Source organism: Blastococcus jejuensis (assembly GCF_039534705.1).
Classification (GTDB): Bacteria; Actinomycetota; Actinomycetes; order Mycobacteriales; family Geodermatophilaceae; genus Blastococcus_B; species Blastococcus_B jejuensis.
The window spans coordinates 1-15,508 of record NZ_BAAAVV010000013.1; the positions used below are offsets into that span (position 1 = coordinate 1).

The following is a 15,508-nucleotide window of genomic DNA, read 5'->3' on the forward strand; positions in this document are numbered from 1 at the left end:
CGCGCTGCGGCCCCTGCCCCGGCCCCGGCGGGCGCCCGCACGGCGCCGCCCCCTCCCCCCGCGGCGCCGGACCGTCGCCGCGGGCGCGCGGTGTGGGTGGCCGCCGCGCTGGTCGGGCTGCTGCTCGCGGGGCTGGTGATCTTCTGGGCGGTCGCGCTCGACGACGAGCCGGGCCCCTCCGCCGACCCGGCGTCGACCACGTCCGCGGAGTCCACCGCCGCGAGCAGCGCGGAGCAGACCACCGAGTCCGCCGCCCCGACGACGGCGGAGCAGACCACCGACGCCCCCGCCGACGGCGACGCGCTCAGCGCCAAGGACATCCGCGACTTCCTCGAGGACTACCACGAGGCCGTGCTCGAGGACCCGCGCGCGGCCTACGACACCCTCACCGGACCGACCCTGCAGGCGAACGTCGGCTTCGAGACCTACGCCGAGTTCTGGGGCCGGTTCAGCGACGTGAAGCTCAGGGACGTGCAGGCCGAGGACGGCTCGACCACGGCCACGGCGACCATCGAGTTCACCGAGAACGGCGAGAAGTTCACCGAGGCCCACCAGTTCACCCTCGCCGTCGGCGAGGACGGGCAACTGCTCATGGACGTCGACAGCCAGGTCGGCTGAGCCCCGAACGCCGGAACGGCGGCGTCCACCGGGGTGGACGCCGCCGTTCGCAGGGCGGTGGCGGTGGGATTTGAACCCACGGAGGGGGTTGCCCTCACACGCTTTCGAGGCGTGCTCCTTCGGCCGCTCGGACACGCCACCGCCGAAGAGACTACAGGCCCCGCTGAGCCCGGAAGAACGCACGTAGCAGCGTGGCGGACTCCTCGGCGCGCACCCCGGCCGTGACCTCGGGTCGGTGGTTGAGCCGGCGGTCCCGGACGACGTCCCACAGCGAACCGACCGCGCCGGCCTTCGGGTCCTCGGCGCCGTAGACGACGTGCCCGACCCGGGCCAGCACGCTCGCGCCGGCGCACATCGTGCAGGGCTCCAGCGTGACGACCAGCGTCGTCCCGGTCAGCCGCCAGCCGTCGCCGTGCACCAGGGCGGCCGCCCGCAGGGCGAGCACCTCGGCGTGCGCGGTCGGGTCACCGCGCTTCTCCCGCTCGTTGGCCGCCTCGGCCAGCAGCGCACCGTCGGGCCCCAGCACGACCGCCCCGATCGGGGTGTCGCCCCACTCGACGGCGGCCGCCGCGAGCTCGAGCGCCCGTGCCATCGCGGCGTCGACGTCGACGCTCACCAGGTTCCCCCTCGGACGCTTGTGCTCTGCCCACCCACCGGGGCAGAGCACAAGGATTGCGTGCAAAGGTTTCTTTGCATGCTTGTGCTCTGCCCATCAGGGTGGGCAGAGCACAAGGATCGGGGGAAGGACCTGCTCACGCGTCGCCGTCCAGGCGGAAGCCGACCAGCGCCGAGAGCTCGGCCAGCGCCGCGCCCGGCTCCACGACCTTGATCGTGTGCATCCCCAGCGAACGGGCGGGCTTGAGGTTGATGCCCAGGTCGTCGAGGTAGGCGCAGTGGTGCGGCTCCACCGCGCGCCCGACCGCCTCCGACAGCCGCGTCAGGGCCCGCCGGTAGATCTCCGGCTCCGGCTTGCGCACGCCCTCCGTCGAGCTCTCGACGACCGCGTCGAACAGCGCCAGCAGCTCGCCGAGCGCGCCCGTGCGCTCCATCGGCGCGACGTTGTTCGACAGCAGCGCCAGCGGCAGCCCGGCCTCCCGCAGCCGGCGGACCGCCGCGACCATCTCCACCCGCAGCTCCCCGCGCAGCGCCTCGAGCACCCGCGCTGCGTCCACGCGGTGCCCGGCGGCAGCAGCCTCGGCCTCGAACGCCGCGGAGAAACCGGCGACGTCCAGCTCGTTGCGCTCGAAGCGCGCCCAGGCGTTGGTGTGGGGGTCGGTCGAGTTGAGCCGGACGATCAGCCCCTCCGGCAGCCCGGCCTCGGCCTCGTAGGCGGCGAACTTCGTGATCGGGCTCTCGGTGAGCACCCCGCCCAGGTCGAAGACGACGGCACTGACCCTCATGCCGTCACCGCCGCGGCCAGTTCGTCGGCGAATCCCAGCCGATCGGCGATCCGCTGCACCATCTCGTCGGCCCACAGGTCGTCGGCGGTCACGATCGCCCGCAGTTCCTCGTGCGGCAGCCCGTCGTCGGCGAACACGTCGAGGTCACCCCCGGGCCAGCCGGACTCGTCGTCGTCGAACGCACCTTCGGTGTCCACCCCGATCCCGTACCGCTCCACCACCTCGGCGGCGAGCACCCATTCGAGCATCGTCGCGTCGGAGATCAGCGCGCGCACCATCCCGCCCGGGCCGTGCCGCAGCACCACGAAGTAGAGCCGGGAGTCGACGACCAGGACGAAGGGCGGCGGCCAGCCCCCTGCGCCCGGCTCGCCCAGCGCCCGCTCCAGCACCGGGAGCTCGTCACCGGCGTCGTCGGCCAGCAGCTCGACGCTCCAACGTCCCCCGGGCCGGGTCACGCGGACCGCGAAGCTCGCCCGCCCGCTCATCGGACCCGCAGCATCGTCAGGCCGTCGGCGAGGGGCAGCAGCACCGTCTCCCAGCGGGGGTCGGCGGCCAGGGCGGCGTTCAGCTCGACGACGGCGTGGTCGTCGTCGCTCTCCGGATCCAGCACCCGCCCGTCGCGCAACGTGTTGTCCAGCAGCACGACCCCGTTGGGGCGCATCCGCGGGTACAGCTGCTCGACGTAGTCGGCGTATCCCGTCTTGTCCGCGTCGACGAAGGCGAGGTCGAAGGTCGGGTGCGGCGGCAGCGCCCGCAGCGTCTCGTGCGCGTCGCCCAGCCGCAGCTCGATGCGGTCGGCCAGCCCGGCCCGGGCCCAGTACCGGCGGGCGACGGCCGTCCACTCCTCGTTCACGTCCAGGCAGAGCAGCGACCCGTCGTCGGGGAGCCCGCGGGCGACACACAGCGCCGAGTACCCGGTGAAGGTCCCGATCTCGATCGCGTTCCGGACGCCGAGGGCGGCGGTGAGCAGCTGCATGAACGTGCCCTGCTCGGGCGCGATCTGGAAGGTCGGCGGCACCTCCCCGCGGTCGGCCATCGACGCGGTCTCGGCGAGCAGGTCGGCCGCCACCGCGTCGGGGGGCTCGGAACCGGCGCGCACGTAGTCGGCGAGCTCCGGGCTGAGTAGGAAGGAGCGCGGCGTCATAGCCTCTGATCATGGCGGACCCGCAGGACGACGTCCCGGCCGAGCTGTTCACCCGACTGGCGGCCGACCCGCTGGCGGCCCACCTGGGCATCAGCCTCGACGAGATCCGGCCCGGCTACGCCCGCGCGTCGATGCACGTCGCGCCCACCCACCTCAACGCCGTGGGCACCGCCCACGGCGGCGCGACCATGGCGCTGCTCGACGTCGTCCACGCCGCGGTGAGCAACAGCCACGGCACGGTCGCCGTCGCCCAGGACGTGCACACCGAGTTCCTCGACGCCGGCCGGCCCGGCGACCGGCTGGAGGCCGAGGGCGTGGAGGTGCACCGCAGCAACCGCACCGCCGTCTACCGGATCGAGGCGCGGGCGCAGGACGGCCGGCTGGTCGCCACGGCCCTGGCCCGCGTCTTCCGCACGGGGCGGGACTGGAGCGAGCTGTGACCGCCTTCCCCGTCCCGACCATGCCCGCACCGCCGGTGTCGGTGGTCGGCCTGGGGCAGCTCGGCGGCTCCCTGGCCGCCGCCCTCGCCGCCGCCGGGCGACCGGTGACCGGGTGGGACGTCGACGCCGCGGCCCGGGACGCTGCCGCCGCGCGCGGCGTGCGGATCGCGCAGGACCTGGACGGCGTCGTCGTCCTGGCCGTGCCCCTGCCGGCGATGACCACCGCGCTCGACGGGCTCACCGTCACCCCCGACGCCACCATCACCGACCTCGGCTCGGTGAAGGGCCCGGTGCTGCGCGCCCTCGGCGAGCGGTGGGGCACCCGCGTCGTCGGCGGGCACCCGATGTGCGGGACGGAACGGTCCGGCCACGCCGCCGTCGACCCGGCCCTGTTCACCGGCGCGCGGTGGGCGGTCTGCCTGGAGGAGGACACCGAGCTGGCCCGCTGGCTGCGGGTGGCCGAGGTGGCGCTGGCCGTCGGGGCCGAGGTCGTGCCGGTGACCGCGGCCGAGCACGACGACGCCGTCGCGGCGATCAGCCACGTGCCGCACCTGCTCGCCGCGGCCCTCGCCGAAGCCGCCGCCGACGCCGGCCCGCTGGCGCTGGGGCTGGCGGCCGGCAGCTTCGCCAGCGGCACCCGCGTGATCGCCAGCGACCCCGCGTTCGTGACCGCGATGGTCGAGGCCAATGCCGGGCCGACCGCCGCGGCCCTCGCCCGGGTGTTGGCCCACCTCGACCGGCCGTGGCCGGCGCTGGTGGCCGGCGGGCACGCCGTCGCGACGCGGCAGACCGGGCGGCGCGAGGTCCGGGTGCCGCTGGAGCGGGCCGCGCTGCTGTCCGTCGGCCGGGCCGGCGGCGCGATCACGCGGCGGCTGGCGGCCTTCGTCGAGGGCTGGATGCCGGAGGTCGTCTGAGGGGGCAGGATCGGGCCATGGACGAGAAGGACATCCTCAGCCGGATCCACGCGCTCGTCGACGAGGAGCACCAGCTCCGGGAGGGCAGTGAGCACACCGACGAGCAGCGCGCCCGCATGACCGAGCTCGAGGCCCACCTCGACCAGTGCTGGGACCTGCTGCGGCAGCGCCGGGCCAAGCGCCAGTACGGCGACGACCCCGACGAGGCCGCTGCGCGCCCGGAGCCCCAGGTGGAGAACTACCTGCAGTAGCGGCATCTACTCTGTGGGCGCGGACTCGGGGGGGCCGCGCCTCCCCGCAGTCGATGTCAGAGAGCGAGCATGGGCCGCCACGCCGATCCCTCCGCACCCACCCGGTCCGTCTCCCCCGTGCTGATCGCCGCGGGCGTCGTCGTCCTGCTGCTCGCCGGCGGCCTGACCTGGTGGGGTCTCGCCTCGTCGTCCGGGGACGACGGGCCCTGCGCCGCCCCCCGCGACGTCCGCGTCGTCGTCGCCCCCGAGCTGGGCGGCCTGGTCAAGGACCTGCTCGCCGAGCCCGTGGCGATCGACGAGGACGCCTGCGCCGTGGCCGCGGTCAGCACGCAGGCGCCGCTGGAGACCGTCGCCAACCTGCGCGCCCTGGAGGACTCCGCGGTGCCGGAGATCTGGGTGCCGGACTCGACGCTGTGGGGCACCCGCGCCGGGGGCGTGCAGCTCGACTCGGCCGGGTCGATGACCTCCTCCCCCGTCGTGCTGGCGACCAACCAGACAGCCGCCGACGACCTCGGCTGGGTCGAGGACCCACCCACCTGGGGTGAGGTCCTCGACGCGCAGCGGCCGCTGGCGGTGCCCGACCTCAACGCGACCGTGGAGGCGCTGATGGCCATGGCCGCCGTCCACACGTCCCTGGGCGGTGGGGAGGAGGCCGACAACCGCGTCGTCCAGGTGGCGCTGGCCGCGGCCCGCGGCACCGTGCCCGCCCCCGCGGAGGCGATCGCGGCCGCCGTGGAGGGCGGCGCCGACGCACCCCTCGGCGCGCTGAGCGAGCAGGAGGTACTGGCCACCAACCGGGAGGCCGGCACGACCGCGCTCGTCGCGATGTACCCCGCCGACGGCTCGCCGGTGCTCGACTACCCGGTGCTCCGGGTCGGCGCCGAGGACCGGGCCATGCGGGCGGCGGTGGACGCCGTCGCCGGCGTCCTGACCTCCGGCGAGGCCCAGCGAGCCGCCCAGGACCTCGGCTTCCGCGGCGCCGACGGCGCACCCCCGACCGGTGACCTCGCCGGCATCCGTGAGGAGGCGCCCGAAGAGCTCGCCCTGGACGCGACGGCTGTGCAGCAGCTGCTGTCCCGCCTGGCCAGCCTCGCCACACCGTCCCGGCTGCTCGCCGTCCTGGACGTCTCGACATCGATGCGGGCGCCGGTCGGCGAGGGCACGCGCGCCACCCTGGCCCGGGACGCCGCCAAGAGCGCGCTGGCCCTGCTGCCGGAGTCGGCGGCAGTGGGTCTGTGGGTCTTCGCCTACCAGCTCCAGGGCGACCAGGACTGGACCGAGCTCGTACCGCTGCGCCCCCTGGCCGCCGACGCGGACGGCGTGCCGCAGCGCCAGGTGCTCTCCAGCGCGCTGGACACCGTCCCCGACCGGCTCAGCCCGGGGGGCACCGGGCTGTACGACTCCGCCCTCGCCGCCGTGCGCGCCGCGCGGGACAGCTACGACCCCGACTACGTCAACAGCGTCGTGCTCATCACCGACGGCACGAACGAGGACGACGACCAGGGCATCTCGCTCGAGCAGCTGCTCACCAGCCTCCGGGCCGAGGCGGACCCGGACCGTCCCGTCGGGGTGTACGGCATCGCGCTGGGCGAGGATGCCGACCTCGCGGCCCTCGAGCAGATCGCCGAGGCGACCGAGGGCGGCGCGTACTCCGCCGTCGACCCGAGCGACCTGCAGTCCGTGCTCTTCAGCGCCCTCGCCGGCCGCCGCTGACCTCGGCCGCTGGAGCCCGGGGAGGGATCAGCCGCGGCGGGGGCGGCGGCCGACGACCCGGACGAACCCGGCGACGGTCGCGACGAGGGCGCCCGCGGCCGCGACCAGCGGCACCAGCGTGCCGGCGTCGTCGGCCTCCGTCGGGGTCTGGAGGCCGGCGACCTGCAGCGCGACGTCGGCGACGACCGCCGAGTCGTCGCCGACCAGGTCGACGGTGGCGGGCCCGGACTCGGTGCGCTCGGGGATGCGGATCTCGGTGCTGACCGACCCGTCGGCCCGGGCGGTCGCCGACGCCAGGACGGCGCCGCCGCGGAGCTGGACGACGACCCGCTCGCCGGGCAGGAACCCGGTGCCCTGGACGGTCACGGTGTCACCCGGGGCGACGGAGCTGGCCGACACGCTGCCCGAGCTCGGCGGGCCGGCCGCTGCCGCACCGGGGTCGGCATCCTGCGGCCGGCCGGTGGGCTCGGGGGTCGGCTCGGCGGGTGTGCGGGACGACCCCGACGACGGCGCTGACGAGGGCGCCGACCCGCCGCCCGGCTGCTCCGACCCGGCCGAGGGGGACGGCGACGGGGCGGGCGACGGCGAGGGGTGCGGCTGCGTCGGGGCGTGCGCGGCGTCGCAGTCCTCGCGGGTGGGCCGGGTGAAGCTGTAGTTCTCCAGCTCGTCGACGTAGGTGACCCCGGAGCCGTCGCGGGCGGTGAACTCCAGCCGCCCGTCGATCGTCTCGCCCCAGGCGACGTCGTCGGTGCGCAGGGTCACCGTCGTACCGGGGGCCACGGAGGCCTGGTCCTCGCCGGAGGGCTGCCGGGTGGTGGCCAGCCGGACGAAGTAGGGCGCCGTCCCGGCCTTCACCTCGACCACGAGCCCGCCGGGGCGGCAGCTGGGGCCGTGGGTGACCCGCGCGTCGGGACGCGTCGGGTCGTCGACGGCGTGGGCCGGGGCGGCCGTGGCGAGCCCGGCGCCCATGAGAAGAAGGAAGAGACCGCTGAGCGCGGCGGCGGTCATGGTGGACGGCGTGGCGCTCGCCGTCGTGGCACGCCTCGCGGCGGCCCCCTGGGTGATGCTGATGGAACGTTCCCCCTGCTGTGCTGTACGTGCCCACATGATTGCTTGCGTGACGCTTCGTTGTCGCCCCGCTACTGGGATTGGCGGGCGTGTCGCGCGGCGTGTCGGAAACTTTCCCGGCGAGATCGCCGATCTCGCCGTCTCCCGGGCCCCGTCCCGGCCACATCGCCGATCTCGCCGGGCGGGGCCGGCCCCGTGATCACTAGCGTGCAGCCCGTGGACGAAGCGGGAGCGGGGCGGCGGCGGCAGAACGAGGTCTACCGGGCGGGGGTCTTCGGGCACCTGCCGCGGGTACCGGTCGCGGCGCGGGAGCTGCAGGCGAAGGCCAAGCGGGCCCTCGGCGCGCGGGCGTACTCCTACGTCGCCGGCGGGGCCGGCGACGAGCACACCCAGCGGGCCAACCGCGCGGCGTTCGACCGGTGGGCGGTGGTCCCGCGGGTGCTACGCGACGTGAGCGTCCGCGACACCTCGATCGAGCTGTTCGGCCGCCGGCTGCCGGCGCCGCTGCTGCTGGGGCCGGTCGGGGCGCTCGAGCTCGTGCACGGCGAGGCCGACCTGGCCGTGGCGCGGGCGGCGGCATCCCTGGGTGTGCCGATGGTGTTCTCCAACCAGGCGTCGGTCGCGATGGAGGACTGCGCCGCGGCGATGGGCGACGCGCCCCGCTGGTTCCAGCTCTACTGGTCGACGTCGGACGAGCTGGTCGAGAGCCTGGTCGGCCGGGCGGAGGCGGCCGGGTGCGACGCGCTCGTGGTCACCCTCGACACCACCATGCTCGGCTGGCGCCCCCGCGACCTGGACCAGGGCCACCTGCCCTTCGCCCTGGGCAAGGGGATCGCCCAGTACACGTCCGACCCGGTGTTCCGGCGCCTGGTGGAGGAGCGGGCGGCCGCCCCGGCGCCCGCCGAACCGCAGCCCCGGCCCACGCCGGCCGCCGTCCGGGCGCTGGTCGGGATGACCCGCGCCTGGCCGGGCTCGTTCCGCGACAACCTGCGCTCGCCGCTGCCCCGCGCCGCCGTCGAGACGTTCCTGTCCATCTACTCGCGCCCCTCGATCACCTGGGACGACCTGGCCTGGCTGCGGGCGCGCACGCGGCTGCCGATCCTGCTCAAGGGCGTGCTGCACCCCGACGACGCCCGCCGCGCCCTGGACTGCGGCGTCGACGGCGTCGTCGTCTCCACGCACGGCGGGCGGCAGGTGGACCGCTCCATCGCCTCCCTCGACGCGCTGCCCGAGATCGTCGGCGCCGTCGCCGGGCGGGCGCCGGTCCTGCTGGACAGCGGCGTGCGCACCGGCGCCGACGTGTTCACGGCCGTGGCCCTCGGGGCGACGGCGGTGCTGCTGGGCCGGCCGTTCGCCTGGGGTCTGGCGCTGGGCGGGGAGGACGGCGTTCGGCAGGTCGTGTCCGACGTGCTCGGCGAGTTCGACCTCACGCTCGGGCTGACCGGCCACACCGCCGTCGACCAGCTCAGCCCCGACGTCCTGCGCCGGGTCGGCTGAGCCCGATCGGCCGCGACACTCCGGTGTCGGGTTGACGGCGGACTGTGCTCTGGGTCACAGTGGTTCGCGGGCGGGGGAGCCGGCTAAGAGTGGCCATCCACTGCTGGATGGACCGACCAACGCGGCCAGACCGTCAGGACCGGCCCCCCGCCCCCACAGCCTCCCCGCGCGCGGAATCACCGGCCCGGCGAGCTCCCGAACACGGCGAGATCTGCACACTCGCCCCCGTCAGCGCTCCGAAGCGGGCCAGTGTGCAGATCTCGTGCGGGGGGATCAGGCCAGGGCGGGTTCGGCGTCCACCAGTCCGCCCCGGATCTGCTCCCGCAGCTCCGCGGTCTCCTCGTGACCGTGCTTGGCCACGGCGTGCATGACCGCCGCGTCCAGGACCTCGGCCTCCTCACCGGCGATGGTGAGGGTGCAGTTGATCTCGCTCGGCATCGTGCGGCAGTCGATCATCTTGCGGGCCATGTGCGTGCCTTCCGTCAGGCCGGGGGCCCGTCCGGCGCCCGGCCGGTGTCGTTCTCGTTCTCGTGGGTGGAGCGCGCCGGGTGCCGGCGTCTCCTCAGGGGGTGTCGTCCTCAGCGCGCGTAGTCGGTGGCGCCGTACCAGTCCACGACGACGACCGGCTCGTCCCCGACCACCCAGGCGTCGTGCCCCTGGGGCAGTGAGACAACGTCGCCGGGGCCGGCCTCGAACTCGGTGCCGTCGGCCATGACGACGTGGATCCGGCCGCTGACCTGGTACTGCATGTGCGGCGCCTCGCACAGGTCGGTGCCGGCGATCGGCTTCACGTCGGTCGACCACTTCCAGCCCGGTTCGAGGGTCAGCCGCCCGATGTCGGCCCCGCCGACCTTGAGGATCTCGACCTTGCCGTGCGGGAACTCCCGGACCTCGTCGGGCTCGCTGTAGCTCCGGTGTTCGGTGTTCTGTGCGGGCATCCCTGCCTCCTCGACAACGGTTGGATTTCCCCCGTTGAGGTGCGGCCGCAGGCGTAGGCTTACTTGCACGTAAGTCAGGGGTCAAGAGGCGGAGGGCTCCGATGTCGCGGCGAGGCGAGGCGAACGGCACCGGGACGACGAGTCGGATACTCGACGTGGCCGAACGCATGCTGCAGGTGCGCGGATACAACGGTTTCAGCTACGCCGACGTCGCCGGCGAGCTCGACATCACGCGGGCCGCCCTGCACTACCACTTCAAGGGCAAGGCCGAGCTCGGCCAGGCGCTGATCGAGCGGTACGCGAGCCGGTTCGCCGCTGCGCTCGACGAGCTCGACGCGACCGCCCCCGACGCCGCGACCAAGCTGCGCGGCTACGTCGACCTCTACACCGACGTGCTCAGCGCCGACCGGATGTGCCTGTGCGGCATGCTCGCCGCCGAGCACCGCACCCTGCCCGACCCGCTCCAGGAGGCCGTGAGCGCGTTCTTCTCGGCCAACACCACCTGGCTGCGCCGGGTGCTCGAGGAGGGCTGCGCCGACGGCAGCCTGCGCTGCCCCGGCACCGCCGAGGACATCGCCTCGCTGGTGCTCGGCGGTCTCGAGGGAGCCATGCTCATCGCCCGCCTGGACGGCGACGTCACCCGCTTCACCGCGACCGCCCGGCAGCTGCTCGCCACCGTGCTGCCGGCCTGATCCGCGAGGCGCCTGCCTGACGCGATCACCGTCGTCGCGGGGGTCTGAGCCACACCGTCCTGCCCTCCCGCGGGTGACCAACGACCCGCTGACACGGCGGCGTTCCCCGGGCACGGTCGAGGTGCACGGGGAACGAGAACGAGGAGACCCCATGAGCAGCGTGCAGCGCCGCCGCAGTGACATGCCCACCCCCTTCGCGCGGCTGGACCGCATGTTCGAGGAATGGATGCGGGCCCTGCCGGCACGGCGGATGCCCGGCATGGCCTGGGAGGTTCCCGGCGAGGAGCTCATCCGGGTGGACGAGTACCGCGAGGGCGACACCCAGGTGATCCGGGCCGAACTGCCCGGCATCGACCCGGAGCAGGACGTCGAGATCACGGCGGCCGACGGGATGCTGCGGATCAACGCGCAGCGCCGGGTCGAGGAGAAGACCGAGGACCAGGGCTACACCCGGCACGAACTCCGCTACGGCAGCTTCACCCGGACGCTCCCGATGCCGGAGGGCGCGACGGAGGCCGACATCACCGCCTCGTACAAGGACGGGATGCTCGAGATCCGCATCCCCGTCGCCGAGCAGACGGCGGCGGAGCCCACCAAGATCGCCGTCTCGAAGGGCTGAGATGACCAGCGACGGAGGAGCCGGACCACGAACCGGGCGGATCGTCGTCGGGGTCGACGGCTCCCCGTCGTCGGCCGCCGCGCTGCGCTGGGCGGCGAAGCAGGCCCACCTCACCGGGGCCGAGATCCACGCGATCATGACCTGGGAGCTGCCGACCGCCTACTCGTGGGCGCCGGTCGTGCAGAAGCCCGACTACGCCGACGAGTGCGAGACCTTCCTGGCGCAGACCGTGAAGGACGCCCTGGGCGACGTCGCGGCGCACCAGGTGCGGTGGGAGGCCCTGCCCGGGCACCCCGCCTGGCGGCTGATCGAGGCCGCCGACGGCGCGGACCTGCTGGTCGTGGGGTCCCGCGGCCACGGCGGTTTCGCGGGACTGCTGCTGGGCTCGGTGAGCCAGCACGTCGTCGCGCACGCGCCCTGCCCCGTGGTCGTCGTCCACGGCGATCTGTAGCCCGGAGACGAATCTGCCGCGCGGCCCCCGTCGGGACTGCGCGGCAGATCGGTGTCTCAACCAGACGTGCACCCGAAGGGATTCGAACCCCTAACCTTCTGATCCGTAGTCAGATGCTCTATCCGTTGAGCTACGGGTGCCTGTTGTTCAGTTGTCGTGCGCGGAGGCTCCGGGATTTGAACCCGGGATGGGGATTAACCCAAACCGCATTAGCAGTGCGGCGCCATAGACCGGACTAGGCGAAGCCTCCCGGGGCTCGAGTCACCTCGTAACCACCGAGGAGAGAGACTACCAGCGGCCGGAGGGCCCCCCGAGACGGGCTCCCCCTCCACCGGGGCCGCCCTGCATCCGCGAGAGCCACGCTGCAGTGCGGCTCTCGCGGATGCACGGCGGCTCTCGCGCCGCGCGCGTCAGGCCGCGACCGGCTCCCGCCGGGACCGGACGACGGCGGGACGGCGGCCGGGCACCAGGGTGAGAGCGACCGCGAGCGCGGCACCGCCGGCGGCCAGCATCAGGCTGCCGCTGACGCCCGACGGCCCCTCGATGAGCGCCCCGCCCACGGCCGCGCCGATCGCCGAGGCGCCGAACGCGATCGTCGACAGCCAGGTGAACGCCTCGGTGGTGGCGTGCGCCGGCGCGATCGAGCCGACCAGCGAGCTCTGCACCGTGAGCGTCGGCGCGATCGCCGTCCCGCCCAGGAACAGCAGCGCGCCCAGCGCCCACGGGCTCTCGACCATGGCCAGCGGCGCGAGCCCGATCGTCACGCCGAGCAGGCCCCAGCGGTACTGCCGCGGCAGCGTGGCGCTCACCACGCGGGCGCCGAACCAGAGCCCACCGGCGACCGAACCCAGCGCCCACACCGCCAGCAGGACGCCGCTGATCCCCGGCGTCCCGGCAGCGTCGGCGAAGGCCGGGATGGCCACCTCGAGCCCGCCGAAGCCGAGCATCAGCGCGGACCCGCTGAGCAGCACCCGCGGCATGCCGGGCGCGGTGACCGTGGAGAGCAGGCCGGTGCGCGGCCCGGCGACCGGCACCCACGCCCGCATCGCGCCCGAGGTGGCCAGGCCCAGGGCGCCGGCGACGGCCAGCACCCCGGCCACCGCGACAGCGACCGCCGGGGAGGCCAGGACGGTGAGCGCCGCGACCGTCGTCGGTCCGGCCACGAACACCAGCTCCGTGGCCGTCGCGTCGAGCGCGTACGCGGTGGGCCGGACGGCGGGGTCCACGCGCGACCACAGCGCCCGGACGGTGCCCGAGACCAGCGGGGTCGTCGCCCCGGCCGCGGCGGAGGCGGCGATGACGGCGGCCGTCGGCGCACCGCCCAGGACGACGGCGACGAGCGCGGCCAGCATCACCGGGTAGAGGGCCGCCTCGGCGAACAGGACGCGGCGCGGCCCACGACGGTCGGCGAGCCGGCCGAGCACCGGCGCCATCACGGCCATCGCGATGCCGAGGGTCGCGGCGGCCAGCCCGGCCACCGCGTAGGAACCGGTCTGCTGCTGCACCATGAGGAGCAGCGCCAGGGGCACCATGGCCGAGGGAAGGCGGCCGGCGAAGCCGGCAACCAGGAGCACCGGAGCCGACGGAAGCCGCCAGACGGTGAGGTACGCACGCACGGGAGAACTCGTTTTCCACTAGGACGGGGGACTCGTAGGTGGTCAAACCCCGTTGACCCCCTACGCTAGCCCCAAGGTTAGCCGGGGAGAAGTAGGGAGTCATATGAATTACGACACCTACGGGTCGAGCGCGGTCGAGCTGGCCATCGATCTGGCCAACGCCGACCGCGACGACCCGCAGTGGGCGAACGCCTTCCTCGGGTCCCACGACGACTGGTTCACGCCGGGCACGTCGTTCGCCCTCACCGACGCCGAGACCGGGCAGGCCGCCGAGACCGCCGAGCTGGTCCGCGCCGTCGCCGTCGCCGAGTCGCAGCCCGACGTCCTGAACCGGCTCAACGAGCTGCTGGCCCTGGCCCGGCCGCGTCCCTACGCCACCGACCACGACGGCGAACTGCACCTGCACTACGCCCGCCCCGACGCCCCGGTGCTCGAGCAGCTGACGACGACGGTCGCGATGGGCCTCGCGCAGGTCGTCGTCCAGCACGGGTGGCAGCGGCTGGGCATCTGCTCGGCCGAGGGCTGCGACGACGTCTACGTCGACACCTCGCGCAACGCCAGCCGGCGGTACTGCTCCAACACCTGCGCCAGCCGCTCGACCGTCGCCGCGTACCGCGCCCGCAAGCGCGCCTGATCACCATCTCCCCCGCTGCACTAGCGTCCGGGGGTGCCTTCACCTCGCCACTGGGACGCGCGCCTGCACGCGCTCGTCGGCGGCCTCCCCGCGTCACCGGCCGACCGGTGGCTGCGCCGCCTCTCCCGTTGGGCCGACCACGGCAAGCTCTGGATGGTCGTCGGCGTCCTGCTCGGCCTGAGGAAGGGGCACCTGCGCCGCGGCGCCGTCCGGGGGCTCGGCTCGATGGCGTTCTCCAGCGCCCTGGTCAACGTCGTCCTCAAGCGGTTCTTCAACCGAGTCCGGCCCGACCTCGGCGACCGGCACCCCGATCGGCTGCTGCGCCGCACCCACGTGACGCCGTCCTTCCCCAGCGGGCACGCGTCGTCGGCCGCGGCCTTCGTCACCGGCGTGGCGATGGAGTCCCCGCTCGCCGGCGCCGCCCTCGCCCCGGTCGCGCTGGGGGTCGGCTACTCCCGGGTGCACGTGGGCGTGCACTACCCCGGTGACGTCGTGGCCGGGCTCGCCGTCGGCGGCGTGGTCGCCGCCGCCACCCAGCACTGGTGGCGGATCCGGCCCAAGGAGGCGGCCCGGGTACGGACGGCGTACGAGGCGCCGGCCCTGCCCGACGGCGCGGGCCTGGTGGTGGCGGTGAACCCGCGGTCGGGCACCGACGACTACGACCCGGCCGCCGACATCCGGCGACTGCTGCCCCGCGCCGAGGTCCTGGAGATGAGCGACGACGCCGGGCCCGGCGAACTGCTCGACGAGGCCGCCCGGTCGGGCCGCGCCAAGGCGCTCGGGGTGGCCGGGGGCGACGGCAGCGTCGCCGCCGCGGCCGCGGTCGCCCTCGAGCACGGCCTGCCGCTGGCGGTCATCCCCGCCGGGACGCTCAACCACTTCGCCCGCGACGTCGGCCTCGAGTCCGCGCAGGACGCCGTCGACGCCGTGCTGGGCGGCTCGGCCGTACGGGTGGACGTCGCCGACGTCAACGGGACGCCGTTCCTCAACACGGCCAGCATCGGCGCCTACCCCGACATGGTCCGGCGCCGCGACGAGCTGACCGACCGCATGGGCAAGTGGATGGCGATGACGGTCGCCGCCGCCCAGGTGCTGCGCGCGCAGGCCCCGGTCCGGCTCGTCATCAACGGGCGGCCGCTGACCGTCTGGATCGTCTTCGTCGGCAACTGCCTGTACACGCCCCGCGGGCTCTCCCCGGCCTGGCGGCCGCGGCTGGAGGACGGCCTGCTCGACGTCCAGTACCTGCGCGCCGATCTCCGCTTCGGCCGCACCCGCGCGGTGCTGGCCACCCTGCTGGGCGTCAGCGAGCACGCGCGCAGCTACGGGCACTTCACCGCCGAGGAGGTCCGGGTGGAGAGCCGGTCGGGCCCCGAGGTGGTCGCCTTCGACGGCGAGATGGGCGAGGAGTCCACCGAGTTCGTCTTCCGGAAACGGGCCGTTCTCACCGTCTACTGCTGCCGGACGTCCTGACCCCGCCGTCGGTACGAATCCGAGTCAACCGGATACCGAGCGT

At 74.6% G+C, this 15,508-nt stretch carries 18 protein-coding genes, 3 tRNA genes and 1 pseudogene; 11 read left to right on the forward strand and 11 right to left on the reverse strand.

What is annotated here, in order from left to right; genetic code table 11:
• Window positions 1-618: pseudogene (locus ABD644_RS19265) on the forward strand (hypothetical protein); the annotation flags it as partial.
• Window positions 619-673: 55 nt separating this feature from the next.
• On the opposite strand, the gene ABD644_RS19270 reads toward ABD644_RS19265, so the two are convergent.
• The 5 genes from ABD644_RS19270 to ABD644_RS19290 all read right to left on the reverse strand — a co-directional run bounded on the left by ABD644_RS19270 (window position 674) and on the right by ABD644_RS19290 (window position 3,162).
• Window positions 674-759: transfer RNA gene (locus tag ABD644_RS19270), tRNA-Ser, on the reverse strand.
• Window positions 760-769: 10 nt separating this feature from the next.
• Complete coding sequence (locus ABD644_RS19275; protein WP_425547482.1) at window positions 770-1,234, reverse strand: nucleoside deaminase; 465 nt, start codon at window positions 1,232-1,234, stop codon at window positions 770-772.
• Between the two features lie 136 nt (window positions 1,235-1,370).
• Window positions 1,371-2,018: an HAD-IA family hydrolase gene (locus ABD644_RS19280; RefSeq protein WP_344690666.1), complete on the reverse strand. Its 648-nt coding sequence runs from the start codon at window positions 2,016-2,018 to the stop codon at window positions 1,371-1,373.
• Entirely contained in the window at window positions 2,015-2,503 is a 489-nt protein-coding gene (locus tag ABD644_RS19285) for a tRNA adenosine deaminase-associated protein (RefSeq protein WP_344690667.1), read from the reverse strand. Before ABD644_RS19285 ends, ABD644_RS19280 begins: the two co-directional genes overlap by 4 nt.
• Entirely contained in the window at window positions 2,500-3,162 is a 663-nt protein-coding gene (locus ABD644_RS19290) for an O-methyltransferase (RefSeq protein WP_344690669.1), read from the reverse strand. The genes ABD644_RS19285 and ABD644_RS19290 overlap by 4 nt, the downstream gene beginning before the upstream one ends.
• An 11-nt stretch (window positions 3,163-3,173) precedes the next feature.
• On the opposite strand from ABD644_RS19290, the gene ABD644_RS19295 reads away from it, so the two are divergent.
• From ABD644_RS19295 to ABD644_RS19310, 4 genes are all read left to right on the forward strand, one after another.
• Window positions 3,174-3,602 carry a PaaI family thioesterase gene (locus ABD644_RS19295; RefSeq protein ID WP_344690670.1) on the forward strand — a complete coding sequence of 143 codons (429 nt, stop codon included), beginning with the start codon at window positions 3,174-3,176 and terminating at the stop codon, window positions 3,600-3,602.
• Entirely contained in the window at window positions 3,599-4,516 is a 918-nt protein-coding gene (locus ABD644_RS19300) for a prephenate dehydrogenase/arogenate dehydrogenase family protein (protein WP_344690672.1), read from the forward strand. Before ABD644_RS19295 ends, ABD644_RS19300 begins: the two co-directional genes overlap by 4 nt.
• 17 nt (window positions 4,517-4,533) lie before the next feature.
• Window positions 4,534-4,767, forward strand: coding sequence for a DUF2630 family protein (locus tag ABD644_RS19305; RefSeq protein WP_344690673.1), 234 nt, complete (start codon window positions 4,534-4,536; stop codon window positions 4,765-4,767).
• 69 nt (window positions 4,768-4,836) lie between these two features.
• Window positions 4,837-6,480: a VWA domain-containing protein gene (locus ABD644_RS19310; protein ID WP_344690674.1), complete on the forward strand. Its 1,644-nt coding sequence runs from the start codon at window positions 4,837-4,839 to the stop codon at window positions 6,478-6,480.
• 27 nt (window positions 6,481-6,507) lie between these two features.
• Here ABD644_RS19310 and ABD644_RS19315 read toward each other — a convergent pair whose 3' ends face one another.
• Window positions 6,508-7,488 (reverse strand): hypothetical protein, encoded by a 981-nt coding sequence (locus ABD644_RS19315; protein WP_344690675.1) that lies wholly within the window; start codon window positions 7,486-7,488, stop codon window positions 6,508-6,510.
• A gap of 276 nt (window positions 7,489-7,764) precedes the next feature.
• Between ABD644_RS19315 and ABD644_RS19320 the strand changes: the two genes are divergently transcribed.
• Window positions 7,765-9,045 carry an alpha-hydroxy-acid oxidizing protein gene (locus ABD644_RS19320; RefSeq protein ID WP_344690676.1) on the forward strand — a complete coding sequence of 427 codons (1,281 nt, stop codon included), beginning with the start codon at window positions 7,765-7,767 and terminating at the stop codon, window positions 9,043-9,045.
• 273 nt (window positions 9,046-9,318) lie between these two features.
• On the opposite strand, the gene ABD644_RS19325 is transcribed toward ABD644_RS19320, so the two are convergent.
• Together ABD644_RS19325 and ABD644_RS19330 are read right to left on the reverse strand one after the other, a co-directional pair.
• A complete protein-coding gene (locus tag ABD644_RS19325) occupies window positions 9,319-9,513 on the reverse strand; it encodes a DUF1059 domain-containing protein (RefSeq protein ID WP_344690677.1) in 195 nt (64 codons plus the stop codon).
• Between the two features lie 110 nt (window positions 9,514-9,623).
• Entirely contained in the window at window positions 9,624-9,983 is a 360-nt protein-coding gene (locus ABD644_RS19330) for a cupin domain-containing protein (RefSeq protein ID WP_344690678.1), read from the reverse strand.
• A gap of 155 nt (window positions 9,984-10,138) precedes the next feature.
• Between ABD644_RS19330 and ABD644_RS19335 the strand changes: the two genes are divergently transcribed.
• The 3 genes from ABD644_RS19335 (at window position 10,139) to ABD644_RS19345 (ending at window position 11,745) form a co-directional block, all read left to right on the forward strand.
• Window positions 10,139-10,675, forward strand: a complete 537-nt coding sequence (locus ABD644_RS19335) for a TetR/AcrR family transcriptional regulator (RefSeq protein ID WP_344690679.1) — start codon at window positions 10,139-10,141, stop codon at window positions 10,673-10,675.
• 151 nt (window positions 10,676-10,826) lie between these two features.
• Window positions 10,827-11,294, forward strand: a complete 468-nt coding sequence (locus ABD644_RS19340; RefSeq protein ID WP_344690680.1) for an Hsp20/alpha crystallin family protein — start codon at window positions 10,827-10,829, stop codon at window positions 11,292-11,294.
• Between the two features lies 1 nt (window position 11,295).
• A complete protein-coding gene (locus tag ABD644_RS19345; protein ID WP_344690681.1) occupies window positions 11,296-11,745 on the forward strand; it encodes a universal stress protein in 450 nt (149 codons plus the stop codon).
• A 67-nt stretch (window positions 11,746-11,812) separates the two neighbouring features.
• Here ABD644_RS19345 and ABD644_RS19350 read toward each other — a convergent pair.
• The 3 genes from ABD644_RS19350 to ABD644_RS19360 form a co-directional block, all read right to left on the reverse strand.
• Window positions 11,813-11,885: transfer RNA gene (locus ABD644_RS19350), tRNA-Arg, on the reverse strand.
• A 21-nt stretch (window positions 11,886-11,906) separates the two neighbouring features.
• Window positions 11,907-11,995 (reverse strand) — tRNA-Ser (locus ABD644_RS19355).
• A 160-nt stretch (window positions 11,996-12,155) separates the two neighbouring features.
• Complete coding sequence (locus tag ABD644_RS19360; RefSeq protein WP_344690682.1) at window positions 12,156-13,361, reverse strand: MFS transporter; 1,206 nt, start codon at window positions 13,359-13,361, stop codon at window positions 12,156-12,158.
• A 103-nt stretch (window positions 13,362-13,464) separates the two neighbouring features.
• Here ABD644_RS19360 and ABD644_RS19365 point away from each other — a divergent pair, with 103 nt between their 5' ends.
• Together ABD644_RS19365 and ABD644_RS19370 are read left to right on the forward strand one after the other, a co-directional pair.
• Window positions 13,465-13,995 (forward strand): CGNR zinc finger domain-containing protein, encoded by a 531-nt coding sequence (locus ABD644_RS19365; RefSeq protein ID WP_344690683.1) that lies wholly within the window; start codon window positions 13,465-13,467, stop codon window positions 13,993-13,995.
• Between the two features lie 33 nt (window positions 13,996-14,028).
• Entirely contained in the window at window positions 14,029-15,465 is a 1,437-nt protein-coding gene (locus tag ABD644_RS19370; protein ID WP_344690684.1) for a bifunctional phosphatase PAP2/diacylglycerol kinase family protein, read from the forward strand.
• Window positions 15,466-15,508: the final 43 nt, after the last annotated feature.

Bases quoted from the DNA above. Each gene is read 5' to 3' on its own strand.
- ABD644_RS19340 (WP_344690680.1), top strand. From the start codon at position 10,827: ATGAGCAGCGTGCAGCGCCGCCGCAGTGACATGCCCACCCCCTTCGCG.
- ABD644_RS19315 (WP_344690675.1), bottom strand. From the start codon at position 7,488: ATGACCGCCGCCGCGCTCAGCGGTCTCTTCCTTCTTCTCATGGGCGCC.
- ABD644_RS19325 (WP_344690677.1), bottom strand. From the start codon at position 9,513: ATGGCCCGCAAGATGATCGACTGCCGCACGATGCCGAGCGAGATCAAC.
- ABD644_RS19330 (WP_344690678.1), bottom strand. From the start codon at position 9,983: ATGCCCGCACAGAACACCGAACACCGGAGCTACAGCGAGCCCGACGAG.
- ABD644_RS19345 (WP_344690681.1), top strand. From the start codon at position 11,296: ATGACCAGCGACGGAGGAGCCGGACCACGAACCGGGCGGATCGTCGTC.
- ABD644_RS19305 (WP_344690673.1), top strand. From the start codon at position 4,534: ATGGACGAGAAGGACATCCTCAGCCGGATCCACGCGCTCGTCGACGAG.
- ABD644_RS19310 (WP_344690674.1), top strand. From the start codon at position 4,837: ATGGGCCGCCACGCCGATCCCTCCGCACCCACCCGGTCCGTCTCCCCC.
- ABD644_RS19285 (WP_344690667.1), bottom strand. From the start codon at position 2,503: ATGAGCGGGCGGGCGAGCTTCGCGGTCCGCGTGACCCGGCCCGGGGGA.
- ABD644_RS19365 (WP_344690683.1), top strand. From the start codon at position 13,465: ATGAATTACGACACCTACGGGTCGAGCGCGGTCGAGCTGGCCATCGAT.
- ABD644_RS19280 (WP_344690666.1), bottom strand. From the start codon at position 2,018: ATGAGGGTCAGTGCCGTCGTCTTCGACCTGGGCGGGGTGCTCACCGAG.
- ABD644_RS19290 (WP_344690669.1), bottom strand. From the start codon at position 3,162: ATGACGCCGCGCTCCTTCCTACTCAGCCCGGAGCTCGCCGACTACGTG.
- ABD644_RS19295 (WP_344690670.1), top strand. From the start codon at position 3,174: ATGGCGGACCCGCAGGACGACGTCCCGGCCGAGCTGTTCACCCGACTG.